General features: G+C 38.5%; 13 protein-coding genes and 5 tRNA genes. All 18 read left to right on the top strand.

Annotated features, from left to right (window positions below; all coding sequences use genetic code 11):
* Window positions 1-164: 164 nt before the first annotated feature.
* The 18 genes from ybgC to EMK97_RS04795 all read left to right on the top strand — a co-directional run bounded on the left by ybgC (window position 165) and on the right by EMK97_RS04795 (window position 16,220).
* On the top strand, window positions 165-575 hold the full coding sequence (gene ybgC / locus EMK97_RS04880) for a tol-pal system-associated acyl-CoA thioesterase (protein ID WP_130599944.1): 411 nt from the start codon (window positions 165-167) through the stop codon (window positions 573-575).
* Complete coding sequence (gene tolQ / locus EMK97_RS04875) at window positions 565-1,248, top strand: protein TolQ (RefSeq protein WP_130599942.1); 684 nt, start codon at window positions 565-567, stop codon at window positions 1,246-1,248. The genes ybgC and tolQ overlap by 11 nt, the downstream gene beginning before the upstream one ends.
* 9 nt (window positions 1,249-1,257) lie before the next feature.
* Window positions 1,258-1,683, top strand: a complete 426-nt coding sequence (tolR, locus tag EMK97_RS04870; RefSeq protein WP_130599940.1) for a protein TolR — start codon at window positions 1,258-1,260, stop codon at window positions 1,681-1,683.
* 1 nt (window position 1,684) lies between these two features.
* A complete protein-coding gene (gene tolA / locus EMK97_RS04865) occupies window positions 1,685-2,647 on the top strand; it encodes a cell envelope integrity protein TolA (protein WP_246028886.1) in 963 nt (320 codons plus the stop codon).
* A 110-nt stretch (window positions 2,648-2,757) separates the two neighbouring features.
* Window positions 2,758-4,077 (top strand): Tol-Pal system beta propeller repeat protein TolB, encoded by a 1,320-nt coding sequence (gene tolB, locus EMK97_RS04860; protein ID WP_425462188.1) that lies wholly within the window; start codon window positions 2,758-2,760, stop codon window positions 4,075-4,077.
* 68 nt (window positions 4,078-4,145) lie between these two features.
* Window positions 4,146-4,682, top strand: a complete 537-nt coding sequence (pal, locus tag EMK97_RS04855; RefSeq protein ID WP_130599936.1) for a peptidoglycan-associated lipoprotein Pal — start codon at window positions 4,146-4,148, stop codon at window positions 4,680-4,682.
* A 28-nt stretch (window positions 4,683-4,710) separates the two neighbouring features.
* A complete protein-coding gene (ybgF, locus tag EMK97_RS04850) occupies window positions 4,711-5,496 on the top strand; it encodes a tol-pal system protein YbgF (RefSeq protein WP_130599934.1) in 786 nt (261 codons plus the stop codon).
* Between the two features lie 160 nt (window positions 5,497-5,656).
* Window positions 5,657-5,732: transfer RNA gene (locus EMK97_RS04845), tRNA-Lys, on the top strand.
* Window positions 5,733-5,788: 56 nt separating this feature from the next.
* A tRNA-Lys gene (locus EMK97_RS04840) sits at window positions 5,789-5,864 on the top strand.
* 67 nt (window positions 5,865-5,931) lie between these two features.
* Window positions 5,932-6,007 (top strand) — tRNA-Lys (locus tag EMK97_RS04835).
* Window positions 6,008-6,169: 162 nt separating this feature from the next.
* A tRNA-Lys gene (locus tag EMK97_RS04830) sits at window positions 6,170-6,245 on the top strand.
* Between the two features lie 447 nt (window positions 6,246-6,692).
* Complete coding sequence (gene nadA / locus EMK97_RS04825; RefSeq protein ID WP_130599932.1) at window positions 6,693-7,733, top strand: quinolinate synthase NadA; 1,041 nt, start codon at window positions 6,693-6,695, stop codon at window positions 7,731-7,733.
* Between the two features lie 688 nt (window positions 7,734-8,421).
* A tRNA-Ser gene (locus EMK97_RS04820) sits at window positions 8,422-8,509 on the top strand.
* Between the two features lie 153 nt (window positions 8,510-8,662).
* Entirely contained in the window at window positions 8,663-9,337 is a 675-nt protein-coding gene (locus tag EMK97_RS04815; protein ID WP_130599930.1) for a HEPN domain-containing protein, read from the top strand.
* Between the two features lie 323 nt (window positions 9,338-9,660).
* Complete coding sequence (locus EMK97_RS04810; RefSeq protein WP_130604375.1) at window positions 9,661-10,473, top strand: WYL domain-containing protein; 813 nt, start codon at window positions 9,661-9,663, stop codon at window positions 10,471-10,473.
* 27 nt (window positions 10,474-10,500) lie between these two features.
* Complete coding sequence (locus tag EMK97_RS04805) at window positions 10,501-12,087, top strand: type I restriction-modification system subunit M (RefSeq protein ID WP_130599928.1); 1,587 nt, start codon at window positions 10,501-10,503, stop codon at window positions 12,085-12,087.
* Window positions 12,088-12,089: 2 nt separating this feature from the next.
* Complete coding sequence (locus EMK97_RS04800; protein WP_130599926.1) at window positions 12,090-13,283, top strand: restriction endonuclease subunit S; 1,194 nt, start codon at window positions 12,090-12,092, stop codon at window positions 13,281-13,283.
* A 24-nt stretch (window positions 13,284-13,307) separates the two neighbouring features.
* Window positions 13,308-16,220, top strand: a complete 2,913-nt coding sequence (locus tag EMK97_RS04795) for a type I restriction endonuclease subunit R (protein ID WP_130599924.1) — start codon at window positions 13,308-13,310, stop codon at window positions 16,218-16,220.
* Window positions 16,221-16,254 lie beyond the last annotated feature (34 nt).

Genomic DNA, 16,254 nt, shown 5'->3' with positions numbered 1-16,254 from the left:
CCTTTTGGCGCCTTTTCTTTGGCAAAAAATTAAAATAGACGCCGTTAAACTGATTTTATTGCAAAAATTTGTAATTTATTATGTACTCCGCCTTGTTTGCTTGCAGCATTATCTATTACTATATGAAGCAATAAAAAAAGCTCACGAAATTATCACCATTGCTAATGCTAAGCCCAAGTCATAACTTTCCTATAAGAGTTTATTATGAAGATACCGACGCAGGCGGTATCGTTTATTATGCGAACTATTTAAAGTTTTTTGAGCGTGGCAGAACCGAATGGTTACGTGAGTTAGGCATTCACCAAGCGTTTTTTTTAGAACAAAATCTTGGTTTTGTGGTCAGAAAAGTTGAAATGGATAACCTAGCTTCGGCGAAACTTGATGATTTACTTGAAGTAACATCGACTATTGCCACACTCAAACGTGCTAGCTTAGTTTTTCAACAAGAAATTAAAAATCAATCACAGCAGTTATTAGCGCGAGCAAGCGTCACAATAGCCTGTGTCGATTTTAATAAACATAAACCCTGTGCCATTCCCCAGTCTATTTTAGGAGCCTTTGAAAGTGCAAGCTGAGATCTCATTCGTCCATTTATTTTTAGAAGCCAGTATTTTAGTTCAGTTAGTGATGTTGACCTTGTTGATTTTCTCCATTGTTTGCTGGGCAATGATTTTTCAACGTCGCAAGGTATTAACTTCGGCAACACAGCAATTAAAGGCGTTTGAAGATAAGTTTTGGAGCGGTGCTGACTTAAGCAAATTATACTCAGAAATTTCAGCTAAAAAGCAAATTCAAGGGATTGAAAGTTTATTTGTTTCAGGTTTTAAAGAGTATGCCCGTTTACGTAAAAGCAATATCAGTAACCCGCAGATTATTGTTGATGGTACGCACCGAGCAATGCGTGTCGCTTTATCTAGAGAAGTCGATAGCTTAGAAACCCATTTACCTTTTATGGCAACGGTTGGTTCAATTAGCCCTTATATTGGTTTATTTGGTACGGTTTGGGGAATTATGAATTCCTTTATCGCCCTAGGTGCGGTAAAACAAGCCACCCTTGCTATGGTAGCGCCGGGTATTGCAGAAGCACTTATTGCAACAGCTATGGGCTTATTTGCTGCGATTCCTGCGGTTATGGCCTATAACCGTTTTAGTCATAAAGTAGAGAAACTAGAAAATAGTTACGGTAACTTTATGGAAGAATTCTCAAGTATTTTACAGCGTCAAACAGCTGCTGAGCCATTAGCATAAGGGGTTAGCATGTATCAAAGAGTACGACGCCGTAAGGTAGCTGAAATTAACGTTGTGCCATACATTGACGTAATGTTGGTATTGTTGATTATCTTTATGGTAACCGCGCCACTTATCACGCAAGGGGTGAAAGTAGATTTACCACAAGCGGATGCTGAGCCACTGGATGAAGACAGTAAAACACCTTTAGTTGCCTCGGTTGATGCCCAAGGCCGTTATTATTTAACCGTTGGTGCTGATGATAAAGAGCCTATGTCATTAGAGGATGTAGCAACTATGGTAGCCGCTCACCTTAAGCTTGATCCTGATACACCGGTAGTGGTTAATGGTGATGGTGCTGTCTCATACGATGCTGTAGTTCAACTTATGGTCATATTGCAAAAGCAAGCAGGCGTACCATCCGTTGGTTTAATGACAGACTCAGTGGAGGAATAAGGTGAGTCAGAAGTTCCTTAGCACGCCTTATATGAAAGCTTTATGGCTGAGTATTGGTCTACATGTGGTGTTACTTGCCGTGCTATTAAGCGGCGATTTTTCAACCATGCCAAAGCCTTTACCAACGCCATCTGCGCAACAAGCTAAACCCATCGAAGCGGTGGCAATTGATAAATCTCAGCTTGATAAAGTGGTTAACAAGCTGAAAAAAGAGAAAGCTGATGCCCGTGCAGCAGAAAAGCGTCGATTAGAGAATATTGAGCGTCGCGCGGCTGAGGCGAAACAGCGCCGTGCCAAAGAAGAAGCACGTATTAAAAAGCTAGAGCAGCAGCGCAAGAAAAAAGAGCAGGAAAAAATAAAAGCTGATAATGCCGCGAAAGCTGCGAAAGCGAAAGCGGCAAAAGCAGAGAAATTACGCAAGCAAAAAGAACAAGAAAAACAAAAGGCCGATGAAGCCGCCGCAGCAGCACGTTCAAAGCGTATTAAAGAAGAACAAGCTGCTAAGAAGGCTGAAGAATTGCGTAAAAAGAAAAAAGCTGAAGCAGAAGCTAAGCGTAAAAAAGAGCTAGAAGAGAAAAAGCGCAAAGAGCGTGAAGCTAAAGAGCGCGCACAGCAAGAGGCTTTGATAGCGGAGCAAATGGCAGCAGAAATGGCTAGTCGAAATCAAGCACGACGTCAGCAAATGCTATCTGAAATTGATCGTTTTTCTGCTTTGATAACACAAACAATTAACCGTAATATGATCAAAGATCGTAGTACTATGGCGGGTAAAACTTGTAAGCTAACCATTAGTTTAGCGCCATCAGGTTTTGTTACTCAGGTTCAGGTAGGCCAAGGTGATAGAGTTGTGTGTGAGGCGGCAAAAACCGCCATTTATAAAGCGGGCACTTTACCTGTATCGAAAGACCCTGAGGTATTTAAAGAAATGCGCAAGATAGCGGTTACTGTAGTACCAGAATTTTAACTCATTATTTTTCCTAACATAAATGCTACTTATGTTGGTGAATGATTGACAATAAACGAAGATAGAAAAGAGCAATGAAACTTAAATTATTATTAACAGTTGTTATTGGCATGGTGTTATCACTAACCTCTACGAGAGCTTTAGCTACGTTAGAAATAGTGATTACCGGTGGTATTGATAGTGCAAGACCTATTGCTGTGGTGCCATTTCAGTGGACGGGTAGTAATGCTGTGCCAGAGCGAATTTCAAAAATAGTCAGCGATGATTTACTGCGTAGCGGTAAGTTTAGCCCAGTTGCGTATGATAGATTCCCACAAATGCCAACATCTGCAGAAGAAGTAGATTACAGTGCTTGGGCAAGTGAAGGCATTGAAGCGGTTGTTATTGGTAAAATTACTGAAGTATCAATAGGCCGTTATCAGGTAAGTTATCAGTTAGTTGATGTTATTCGAGGCCAGATCACTGGCGGTCAAACCAATATGCTAAGTAATGGTGACTTAGTACAAACACAAGATCATATTTTGGCTCAGAGTCAAGCAGAAATCGGAAGTGAGCAGTTTCGCCGTTATGCCCATAGCATAAGCAATGTTGTTTATGAAAAACTTACTGGCAGTAAAGGTGCGTTTTTAACCAAAATTGCTTACGTTATTGTTCGCGATCAAGGAAAGTATCCTTATCAACTGGCTTTTGCTGATTATGATGGTTTTAATGAGCATGTCTTGTTAAGTTCTAAAGAACCATTAATGTCACCGTCATGGCATCCAAATGGTGAACAATTAACTTATGTATCATTTGAGAATCGCCAAGCGCAAATCCATACCATAGATATTTATACTGGTCAGCGTCAGTTAGTTAGTTCATTTAACGGGATTAATAGTGCGCCGCGCTTTTCACCAGATGGTAATAGCATAGCTATGGTGCTATCAAAAGATGGCAATCCAGATATATATGTAATGAATTTAACGACTAAAAAATTACGTCGAATTACCCGAAACAGAGCTATTGATACTGAGCCAAGTTGGACTCCTGATGGAAAATCATTAGTATTTAGCTCAGAACGGGGTGGTAAACCTCAGCTTTATCGCGTAAATTTAGTCGATGGAAAAATTAGACGTTTAACGTTTGATGGAGAAATGAACTTAGGTGGCTCTGTTACACCTGATGGCAAGCAGCTGATTATGGTTAATAGAACCAATGGTCAATATCGTTTAGCAAAGCAAGAGTTTGACTCGGGATTATTCCAAGTGTTAACTAAAACGCGTCTAGATGAATCGCCAAGTGTTTCGCCTAACGGTGGTATGATCATATACAGCACCTTGCATAATAACAGACAGGTGTTGGGCTTAGTGTCAGTAGATGGACGCTTTAAAGCGAGATTACCAGCACTTGATGGCCAAGTAAAAGCACCTGCTTGGTCACCATTTTTATAAACATTAGAATTAATAACAAATTAATTTGAACACTTAACTTACTATTTTTTAGAACAAAGGATAATAAAATGCGCTTAAACAAAACAGTAAAAAGCTTAGCAGTTGCTTTACCTTTATTAGCTTTAACAGCTTGTAGCTCAAACTCAGAAACAGATGAGCAAAGTCAAGTAGATACTAATGCTCAAGTGACACAAAATGCTGAAGATAGCGTGCAAGTAGCTGCAGCAAAACGTGAAGCTGAAATTCAAGAGCAAAAGCGTCAGCAATTAGCTAAACTACGTTCTGAGCATATTGTTTACTTTGGTTTCGACGTATCAAGTGTAAGCGATGAGTATGCGGCAATTCTTGATGCACACGCTAAGTTTTTAAATGCTAACTCAGACGTTAAAGTACTTGTTGAAGGCCATGCTGATGAGCGCGGTACGCCAGAGTACAACATTGCTTTAGGTGAGCGTCGTGCCAAAGCTGTGGTAACTTACTTAGAAAACATGGGTGTTGACTCAAGTCAGCTATCTGTTGTTAGCTACGGTGAAGAAAAGCCAATGGTAATGGATCGCACAGAGAGTGCTTTTGCTAAAAACCGTCGTGCTGTATTAGTATACTAAGCCTAGCTCAATAAAATCAGGTAAATAAATGAAACTAAATAAAGTTTTATTTGGTCTTGTAATGTCTGCCAGTGCCTATAGCGCATTGGCAGTTGCTCAAGCGCCAGTGGTTGATGTTAACTCAACCGGTTTAAGTTCTAGTTCGCTTAGCGAGCAACTTACGACATTGGAAAGAAAACTTGATGCTCGAAATCGAGCGCAGGTAAAAATCCAGCGTCAACTTGATCAGTTACAAACCGAAATGAATGAACTTCGTGGCGTGACTGAGCTTCATACACACCAGCTTAGTCAAGTACTTGAGCGTCAGCGTGAGTTGTATCAAGAACTGGATAGACGAGTAACAGAAGCCTTAAAGCCTGCTAATCAAGTGCCTAGCTCTTTGGCTGCAAATAATGCGAGCCTTTCAACACCATCAACGAGCTATAGCAATAACTTAACGGAAAATGAAGCCTATGATCGTGCCTTAAACCTTGTTTTAAAGGATAAGCGCTACGAGCAAGCTATTCCTGAGTTTCGCGCTTTTAATAAGAGCTTTCCGCAATCAACCTATGCGCCTAATGCTCATTATTGGTTAGGGCAGCTATTATTTAATAAAGGCGAGCTTGTTGAAGCTGAGCAAGAGTTTCGTACTGTTGTTGAGCGTTTTTCAGATTCAGCGAAAAGACCTGATGCTATGTTAAAATTAGCTATGGTTGCTCAAAAACAAAATAACAACAATAAAGCGATTAATTTATATCGTGAGTTGATTAAAGCATACCCTGATTCAACTTCGGCAAAATTAGCGAAACCTCGTTTAGATGCATTGCTGAAATAGGTAAAGATTAGAAATTGTTGGCGATAAAACTAGCGTATTGCTGTGTTTTTCGCCGAACAATTAATAATATTAAAAAAAACGAAATTTATTGTTGCACTTAAAAAATTTATAAGTATCATATGCGGCGCGTTGAGGCACTAGCCCAACGAAGTATGATTATCGGTCGTTAGCTCAGTTGGTAGAGCAGTTGGCTTTTAACCAATTTGTCGAAGGTTCAAATCCTTCACGACCGACCACTCTTCTTACTATTAAGTAGGAGTGTTTCGAAAATTGTACTAGCATTAATAGTTATCGGTCGTTAGCTCAGTTGGTAGAGCAGTTGGCTTTTAACCAATTTGTCGAAGGTTCAAATCCTTCACGACCGACCACTTTTTAATGCTGAAAATAAAGTGCTTAAGTAAACTACTTTAATCACTCTAAACAAATGTCTATCATCGGTCGTTAGCTCAGTTGGTAGAGCAGTTGGCTTTTAACCAATTTGTCGAAGGTTCAAATCCTTCACGACCGACCACTTTCTTTAGAAAGTTTATTTTAAGAGAAAAAGCCAAGGCTTTTAACCACTCTTTATAAATTAGGTCGAAGGTTCATTCTTTCATTAATGACCACTTTCTTATATCGAAAGTAAAGTGTTTAAGTAAACCACTTTAATCACTCTAAACAAGTTATCTATCATCGGTCGTTAGCTCAGTTGGTAGAGCAGTTGGCTTTTAACCAATTTGTCGAAGGTTCAAATCCTTCACGACCGACCACTCTTTGATTTCCTTTTTTGAATATAGTATTAAAGCCAAGGCTTTTAACCGCTCTTAATCAACTAAGTCGAAGATTCAAATATTTCACGACCGACCACTCTTAATTTCTTTTTTTGAATGCACAATAAAAGCCAAGGCTTTTAACCGCTCTTAGTAAACTAAGTCGAAGGTTCAAAATCTTTCACCACCGACCACTCTTTAATCTTCTTCTTCAAATACCTTTAAACTCTTTGTAATTCGAAGTCTAAAACTTTCACGATTTACTACTCTTTAATTCATCTTGTTGAACACTTTAGCGCTTTGCGGTTTCATAATTGAGTATTAACGGATATTTCTATTGGCTCTGCTTAGTTGTTTGTGCTGTAGGCTGTTAAATCTATAGTACACATTCAGCTGGCTTTCCCGTATAATTACGCGCGTTTTAAGTGTCCTAATTTGAGAGTATTCATGAGTCAAAGCAATATTGCAGTCGAGTTTGATTTTCAATTTCCAGCTAAGCCAAAGCCATTAACTAGCGATGAAAAACAGCAATATAAAGACAGAATTAAAAAGCTTCTTATTGAAAAGAATGCGGTTTTAGTTGCCCATTATTACACCGACCCAGAAATTCAAGCATTAGCTGAAGAAACTGGCGGCTGTGTGGCTGACTCATTAGAAATGGCACGCTTTGGTAATCAACACCCAGCAGAAACACTTATTGTGGCTGGTGTTAAGTTTATGGGCGATACCGCTAAGGTATTAACGCCTGAAAAAACAGTCATTATGCCAACGCTTGAAGCAACGTGCTCTTTAGATTTAGGTTGCCCAATTGAAGAGTTTTCAGCTTTTTGTGATCAGCATCCAGATCATACTGTCGTTGTGTATGCTAATACCTCAACAGCGGTTAAAGCACGCGCTGACTGGATTGTTACTTCATCTTGTGCGCTTGAAATTGTTGAGCACTTAGATGAGCAAGGTGAGAAAATCTTATGGGGACCAGATCGTCACTTAGGTAACTATATTAAGAATAAAACAGGCGCAGATATGTTGATGTGGCAGGGCGCTTGTATAGTTCATGATGAGTTTAAAACGAAAGCATTACTGGATATGAAATCGCTTCACCCTGATGCAGCTGTATTAGTGCACCCTGAATCACCGATGGAAATTGTAGAGTTGGCCGACGCTGTAGGCTCGACTAGCCAGCTAATAAAAGCGGCGCAGGAGCTACCAAACAAGAAATTTATTGTCGCAACTGACCGTGGTATTTTCTATAAGATGCAGCAGCTTTGCCCTGATAAAGAATTCTTTGAAGCGCCAACAGCCGGTGAAGGAGCCACCTGTAGAAGTTGTGCTCATTGTCCTTGGATGGCGATGAACGGTTTAAAAGAAATAGAAGATGCTTTGTTAGACCCTACAGGCAGAGAGATCTTTGTTGATATGTCGTTACGTGACGGCGCATTAAAGTCACTTAATCGCATGTTAGACTTTTCAGCTAGTTTAAAAAGGTAAGTGTGCAGGCTTAATTGACTGAATTGTAAACACTTAGTTTAGCGCTTAGTGGATTTGCCTTGCGTTACTTTAGATATTTTCCTAAGATAGCGCAGCTTTTTAACTTAGAATAGAAAGCCCGTGACGATAACACTTAAAAATATCAACAGTTTTAAATGGTGAAGTGGCTAAGTGGTCGCCAAGGCTGACATAACACGCATAGTGTGCTTATCGGCCAATCACTAAAGTGTGATGGTAACACTTAAAAATATCAACAGTTTTAAATGGTGAAGTGGCTAAGTGGTCGCCAAGGCTGACATAACACGCATGGCGTGCTTATCGGCCAATCACTAAAGTGACGATAACACTTAAAATATCAACAGTTCTAAAACGGTGAGGTGGCTAAGTGGCCGCCAAGGCTGAAATAACATGCTTTGCGTGCTTATCGGCCAATCACTAAAGTGATGGTAACACTATAAAATATCAACAGTTCTAAAACGGTGAGGTGGCTAAGTGGCCGCCAAGGCTGACATAACGCGCTTGGCGTGCTTATCGGCCAATCACTAAAGTGACGATAACACTTAAAATATCAACAGTTCTAAACGGTGAGGTGGCTAAGTGGTCGCCAAGGCTGACATAACACGCATGGCGTGCTTATCGGCCAATCACTAAAGTGACGATAACACTTAAAATATCAACAGTTCTAAACGGTGAGGTGTCCGAGTGGCCGAAGGAGCACGCCTGGAAAGTGTGTAAGGCGCAAGCCTTCGAGGGTTCGAATCCCTCCCTCACCGCCATCTTTTTATCATTATTCGTTAATAGACTAAGCTCTTTGGCGCAACGTCGAATTGCTCAATATAGCCTTGAACTAGATAATTGATTGATCAAAATCAATGGTAATTTTCTTAATAGTAATAGATAGTTAGTTGTTCACTAAATAGGACACCAAAATGGAATTAAACTATCAATTATTAAAAGAACGTCAGCGTGCAGAAAGAACAAAGTACTCTGAAAATTTGGCTTTACGAGTACATCGATCGCTAAGCTGGCTTGATAGGGCAGAGCAAGCTGAAGGTGATCTAGACGCACAATTTATCTTCCTATGGATTGCTTTTAATGCGGCTTATGCCAATGAAATAGACGACCACCATCGATTTACCGAACAAGAAACCTTTCGAAATTTTATTGATAGGCTATGCCAGCTGGATGAAGAAAAGCTACTATCAGATTTAGTTTGGAAAGAGTTTACTGGTAGCATTAGAGTACTTCTTAGTAACCAATATGTTTTTCAGCCATTTTGGGATTTTCACAACGGTAAAAAATCAGAGCAAGAATGGCAAAGCGATTTTAAAACAGCCAATGCCTTTGCACACAAAGCACTAGGTCACAAAAACACTTCAGCCGTCCTTTCAGTGATCTTTTCTCGTTTATACACATTACGTAATCAAACAATGCATGGTGGTGCAACCTGGAACAGCGCAGTTAATAGAGACCAAATGCGTGATGCCGTTGCTTTTATGAGTAAATTTGTACCATCCATTGTAACAATAATGATGGATAGCTCTGAGGAATTGTGGGGAGAGCCATGTTTTCCTGTAATTGAGGGGGAATATTTGCCCAAATAGCAAGGGTTCAAGAATAAGGGCTTACTCCCAGTGAAATAATTATTTTCCCAATTTAGAACTGTGTCAGGGGGGGGAGATAAAGCAAATTTATGCTGCTGTAGCCATTTTGAAACAAAGAAGTTTGTTAAACTTTTGCCTTCCTGACAATTAAGACACATATATTGTTGACTAGTAAAGGAAAATGAGTATGATTTAAACCTACTCAAAATGATTATATGTTAAAATCATAACTAGATGGACTCCTGCTCTTGATAGACAATAAAAAACTAAAAGATATTAGCTTTTCACAAAAGCAACGATTAGCTTTTATTGATTTCTTACTGATGTTTAAAGGCTCTTTTTCCAGAGTTGACCTAACATCCAAATTTGAAATGGGTATGGCAAATGCAACGCGTGATATTGCTTTGTATAGAGAGCTTGCGCCAAGCAACTCAGACTTTGATAACCCATCAAAAACATACATTCAAAATAAAAAATTTAAGCCTTTATTTGAGTATGAACCTCGTAAAACATTAGCTAAGTTGGCAAATAAAATCAGTGATGGCTTTGATAGTGTTTTAGAAGTTTCTTTTCCTGTTGATGCGCCAATGCAGCTCAATGTGCCAGACATAGCTATAGTTGCAAAACTGGTTCAGGCAGTCATAAACAAGAAAGCTGTTTCTATTATTTATACCTCCTTATCATCAGGTTCTAAAGCACGTGAAATTATTCCACACACAATCGTAGATAATGGCCTTCGTTGGCATGTACGAGCATTTGATAGAAACACCAATTCATTTCGTGATTTTGTAATTACGCGTATATCTAAGGTTACATTGATTGATACTGACGTTGAAGAGTTTGAAAAAGAAATCGAAGATAACCAGTGGATGCGAAAAATGGATTTACACCTCGTGCCACATCCGACAAATGTAGAGTTTCCACAAGCAATTGAGCTAGATTACGGTATGGATAATGGTCTGTTACAAATCACTGTTAGAGCTGCCTTAGTCGGTTATTTATTAAGGCGTTGGAATGTGGATTGTACTGAAGACTCATCACTTATAGGTGGAGAGTATCAATTGTGGCTTCGAAACAGACAAACATTATACGGTGCTGAGAATTTAGCAATTGCACCTGGCTATCAAGCCCAGTAGTTTAGAATTTTAAAGGAACAAAACCTAATGGTTGAACAACACAAAAAAGCACTCGAAAAACAGTTATGGAATATTGCCAATGCCTTACGTGGCAACATGAGTGCTGATGAATTTCGTGATTATATTTTAGGGTTTATCTTCTACAAGTATTTGTCTGAGCGTATGGATATATATGCTGACGAGCTGTTAAAGGAAGACGGCATTAAGTTTGATGTCATTGATGAAAATACTGATGAAGGCAAAGAGTACCTTGAAGCCATTCAAGAAGAAGCAATTGACCACTTAGGTTACTTCTTAAAGCCAAGTGAGCTTTTCCATGTACTTGCTCAAAAAGGTGAAAACGGTGAGTTTATCTTAGAAGCTTTATCAGAAGTTCTGAACCATATTGAACAAAGCACTATGGGGACTGCATCTGAAGATGACTTTAATGGTTTATTTGATGATTTAGATTTAACGTCAAACAAGCTAGGTAAAACGGAAAAAGCTAAGAATGAGCTTATTTCGAAAATCCTTGTTCACTTAGATGATATCGACTTTTTACATCACGAAACTGAAATCGATGTATTAGGTGATGCCTACGAATATCTAATTGGTCAATTCGCCTCTGGTGCTGGTAAAAAAGCTGGTGAGTTCTACACCCCGCCAATGGTATCAAAGCTTTTAGCCAAGCTCGTAACTATGGGCAAAGACAAGCTGAAAAGCGTTTATGACCCAACTTGTGGTTCAGGCTCATTATTACTTCGAGTAGCTAAAGAAGTGAAAGAAGTGGGTAATTATTACGGACAAGAATCTAACCCTAGTACCTATAACCTAGCTCGCATGAATATGATCTTGCACGGTGTGCATTATCGTCAATTTGATATTCAACAAGACGACACATTAGAACAACCGCATCATGTTGAAAAACGTTTTGAAGCAGTGGTTGCTAACCCGCCATTTTCAGCTAAGTGGAGTGCAGCAACTGGCTTTTTGAGCGATGAGCGCTTTCAAGATTACGGAAAGTTAGCACCTAAAGCTAAAGCGGATTTCGCTTTTATTCAGCACATGATTCATCAACTAGATGATGATGGTATTATGGCTGTAGTATTGCCTCATGGTGTGTTATTCCGTGGTGCTGCTGAAGCTCATATTCGCAAACATTTAATTAAAGAAAAAAATTACATTGATGCTGTAATTGGATTACCAACTAATATTTTTTATGGAGCGGGCATTCCGACTTGCGTGCTTATCCTTAAAAAGAATCGTAAGCAAAGCGATAATATTTTATTTGTAGACGCTAGCCAGAACTATGGTAAGACTACCAATCAAAACTTCTTACGAGAGGAAGATATTGATGCAATTATAGAAGCCGTAAATAAACGTGAACGACTAGAGCAGGACAAAGCGCAAAAATTTTCATCTGTTGCCTCATTAAAAGAAATAGCAGAAGAAAATGACTTTAATCTCAACATTCCACGGTACGTCGATATTTTTGAAGATGAGAGTAACGTCGATTTAGATCTGTTAAGTAATTCACTAATGCAAAATGAAAAGCAGCTTTCTAAAATAGATCACGAGCTAAAAAATTATTTTGATGAACTAAGTTTATCGTTTCCATTTAATATAAAGGATTAGGAATGGATAACTTAAAGCCAAAACTGAGGTTCAAACAGTTCTCAAAACCATACATACAAAAGAAACTTGGTGATGTAACCGCTTTTAAAAATGGCAAAGGTCACGAACAATTTGTTGTACCTACTGGAAAGTATGAGATTGTAAATTCAAAATTTATATCTTCTGGTGGAGAGGTAAAAAAATACTCAGAAGAACAAATATGTCCCGTTTTTTCTGGTGATATTCTCATGGTGATGAGCGATGTACCAAAAGGCAAAGCTCTAGCTAAAACATATTTGGTTAAAGCAAATGATAAGTACACGCTAAATCAAAGAATTTGCAGCTTAACTCCATATAATGATTATCCAGTATATTTAAATTACTTAATAAATAGAAATACGTACTTTTTACGTTTTGATTCAGGTGTAAGTCAAACGAATCTTAGGAAAGAAGAAGTATTAAATTGCCCTTTAGTTATTTCTAATGAAATAGAAGAACAAAAAAAGATTGCAGCATTTCTTTTCACTATTGATAACAGAATCAGTCTTCTTAAAGAAAAGCATAATTTGCTCTCTCAATATAAGGAAGGCGTTATGCAAAAGCTATTTAAGCAAGAGATTCGTTTTAAAGATGAGAACGGTGATAGTTTTACTTCTTGGCAAGAATTTAAGGTGTCGGATGTTCTCAATTTAGTTCTTAACCCATTAAAAATGAAAGATGAATCAGACTATGAATTAATCACGGTTAGAAGGCGAAATGGTGGTGTTGATAGCAGAGGAATCTACAAGGGGAAAGAAGTTCTTGTCAAAACTCAGTTTGAGTTAAAAAAGAATCAGTTTGTAATATCCAAGCGACAAATAGTACATGGTGCTTGTGGTATTGTTCCTGACGAATTAGAGGGAGCTATAGTCTCAAATGAGTACAATGTTTTTGAACCTGTATCATCATTATTAGATATCAAGTTTTTCAATTTATTCTCTCAAACTAAGTATATGAAACGATCATATTTTATTAATAGTGACGGGGTGCATATAGAAAAGCTTCTGTTTAAGACTCAAAGCTGGTTAAAAACCAAAGTATCCATACCATCGGTAGAAGAGCAACAAAAAATAGTCGGCTTTATTGAATCTATAGATAAGAAACTTCAAGCAATAAATGAGCAAATTGAACATACCGAAACCTTGAAAAAAGGGTTATTGCAGCAAATGTTCGTTTAGGGAATAGAAGTACAAGGAATTAATGTGGCCTATCAATCAGAACAAGAGTTAGAAAATAAGTTAGTTGCACAGCTTGTTAAAGACAACTTTGAAAAAGCGATAATTACCGATGTTAATTCGCTTAGAGCTAACCTTAAAAAACAGCTTTCAAAGCTCAATGGCTTTGACATCAGTGATAATGAGCTTAAGCAAATTCGTAATGCCTTAGCAAAAGGTAACGTGTTTGATAAAGCTAAAACCCTGCGTGATAGGCTACAAATTAACAAGGATGATGGCACGGTTGGTTATGTTCGTTTTCTTGATGACGACCCCAATCCAGAAAAGAATAAAAACCACTTTCAGGTAACTCAGCAAGTTACCGTAGAAGGCCATTATAAAAACCGTTATGACGTAACCATATTGGTTAATGGCCTACCGCTAGTTCAAATAGAGCTGAAGCGCAGAGGGCTAGAGCTTAAAGAAGCGTTTAATCAAATAAATCGTTATCAGCGACATTCATACTGGGCGGAAGACGGCTTGTTTCAGTATGTTCAAGTATTTGTTATTTCCAATGGCGTAAATACCAAATATTACGCCAACAACCGCAAACAGAGCTTTAAGCAGACATTCTTCTGGGCTGACGTTACCAACGAGCGTTATACCGATTTAACTAAGTTTACTGAAGTGTTTTTAACGCCACAGCACCTTACCGATATGATCACTAAATATGTGGTGCTGAATGAAACTGACCGCATTCTAATGGTGATGCGCCCGTATCAAATTTACGCTACTGAAGCGATTATTGAACGAGTTGCAGAGCGTGAAACGTTATTAGCTCAGAATCAATCAACCGAAGTGTTAAACGGCTACATATGGCATACCACAGGCTCGGGTAAAACATTAACTTCATTTAAAACTGCACAGCTGTTAACTGGTGATAGCAAAATTCATAAAGTAGTGTTTGTTGTTGACCGTAAAGACTTAGATTACCAAACCAGTAAGGAATTTAACGGCTTTGCCAAAGGCTGTGTAGACAGTACCGACAATACCAAATTATTAGTTGACCAGTTTACTGATGCGCCTATCCCTGCTGATAAAGTAAATGAGAAGCGTAATACCAAGCTGATTGTTACTACTATACAAAAGCTCAATAACGCCATTAGTCATAAGCGTTATTCAAAGCGTATGGAGCCGGTGCAAGATAAGAACATTGTCTTTATTTTTGACGAGTGTCACCGTAGCCAGTTTGGTGACACCCACCAGAAGATCACCAAGTTCTTTAATAACCATCAAATGTTTGGATTTACCGGCACGCCTATTTTTGTTGAAAACGCTGTTTCTAAGTCATCACGTAAATACACCACAACAGATTTGTTCAATAAAGCGCTGCACAAATACACAATTGTTGATGCTATCAAGGACGAGAATGTTCTTAAGTTCAATGTTGAATATGTTGGACGCTACAAGAAAAAAGACAGTGCCAATGAAGTCGATATTGAAGTTGAAGGCATAGACACTAAAGAGTTGATGGAATCAGACATTCGGTTAGAAAAGATCACTGACTACATCATTGCTCAGCATAAACGCAAAACTCATAGTAAAGAATTTACCGGTATGTTTTGTGTGTCGAGCGTACCTGCCTTAATTAAATATTATGAGCTGTTTGCGAAGAAAAAAGCTGAAGGTAAACACAACCTCAAAATCGCTACGATATTCTCTTATGCCGCTAATGAAGAAGATCCAGACGCCGATGGTTTAGACGAAGTTGTGTTAGGTGAAGTGGCTGAGCCACAAGCTGCTTATAGTCATAGCCGAGATAAGCTTGAACAGTTTATTGCCGATTACAACGAAATGTTCAGTTGTAGCTATACCACCAAAGATAGCGAGTCGTTTTACAACTATTACAACGATATCTCTAAAAAAGTTCGAGAACGTAAAATAGATATCTTGCTGGTTGTGAATATGTTCTTAACCGGCTTTGATAGTAAAACGCTTAACACGTTATACGTTGATAAAAACCTCAAATATCATGGATTAATTCAGGCGTATTCACGCACTAACCGTATTCTGAATGAGCAAAAGTCTCAGGGAAATATAATTTGTTTTCGTAACCTAAAAAAACGCACAGACGATGCATTGGCCTTGTTCTCTAACAAGGATGCCAAAGATACGGTGATCATGCCTTCCTATGAGGACTTCTTAAAGCTGTTCAACAAAGCGTTTGGCAGTTTATTGGCAATAGCTCCAGACCCTGACTCGGTAAATGATTTAGAAGATGAAAACCAAGAGCTAGAGTTCGTTAAAGCATTTAGAGAGTTGATGAGGCTTAAGAATATCTTATCGACTTTTGCCGATTTTACCTTTGATGATGTAAGGCCATCAGAGCAGGAGTATGAGGACTATAAGAGCAAGTATCTTGATCTTCACGACAAGGTAAAAACAGACAATGCCAAAGAGAAAGAGTCAATTCTTGAAGAAGTCGATTTCGAACTAGAACTATTGGCAATGGACGTTATCAATGTTGCCTACATTCTTCAGCTATTGAGCAAACTCAAAGATGCTGAGAACGAAGAAGATTACCAGTATCAATATAAAGCGCTGATGCAAGTGGTTGGTGGTGATCCCACGTTACGCAGTAAACAAGAGCTAATCGATAAATTCATTAAGGAAAACCTGCCAAATGTTAAGTCAGCAGAAGAGGTTGATGATGCATTCTCTATTTATTGGGAGATTGAAAAAGAAAAAGCTACTCTGAAAATGGCTGAAGAAGAACACTTGATTCCAGAAAACGTAAAAGAGCTTGTTGAGCGTATGATTTTTAGTGATCAAGAGCCACTGCGTGAGGATATAGTAGCGACAATGGAAAAGCCACCTAGCGTATTACAACGAAAGAAAATAATACCTAGGCTAGCCGAGAAATTAAAAGGCTTTGTTAATACGTTTTATGGTGGAATGTGATAATTAAAATTTATGATATTAGGTATCACATTGA

It is taken from the genome of Litorilituus sediminis (assembly GCF_004295665.1).
GTDB classification, from domain to species: domain Bacteria; phylum Pseudomonadota; class Gammaproteobacteria; order Enterobacterales; family Alteromonadaceae; genus Colwellia; species Colwellia sediminis.
This window is presented reverse-complemented; position numbering and strand designations above follow the sequence as displayed.